Genomic DNA, 270 nt, shown 5'->3' on the forward strand with positions numbered 1-270 from the left:
GTCGCTTAAAGCGTTAAGCTTGCGGAAGGCTTCCTCAACCTGCCAATTGAACGCCGGCGGCCAGTCGCAATCATATGCGGCAAAAACACCGCCAGGGCGCAGTACACGCGCGAATTCCCGAAGCGTGCTCTGCGGTTCCATCCAATGGAACGATTGGGAGCAGGTTATGACATCCGCGAAGTCACCCGCCAGATCGAGTTCATGGGAGTAGCCCTTGACAAAGCTCAGCTGCGCCGGCTTCTGGACTGCTTCCCACTTGCCGACCGCGAC

Annotated in this window: 1 protein-coding gene; it reads right to left on the reverse strand. The window is 58.5% G+C overall.

Going from position 1 to position 270, the window contains the following annotated elements; genetic code table 11:
- Nucleotides 1-270: class I SAM-dependent methyltransferase (locus KVT27_RS24765; protein ID WP_217582186.1), on the reverse strand; the 270-nt coding region annotated here is incomplete at both ends.

Source organism: Lysinibacillus sp. GbtcB16 (genome assembly GCF_019091145.1).
Lineage (GTDB): Bacteria > Bacillota > Bacilli > Bacillales_A > Planococcaceae > Lysinibacillus > Lysinibacillus fusiformis.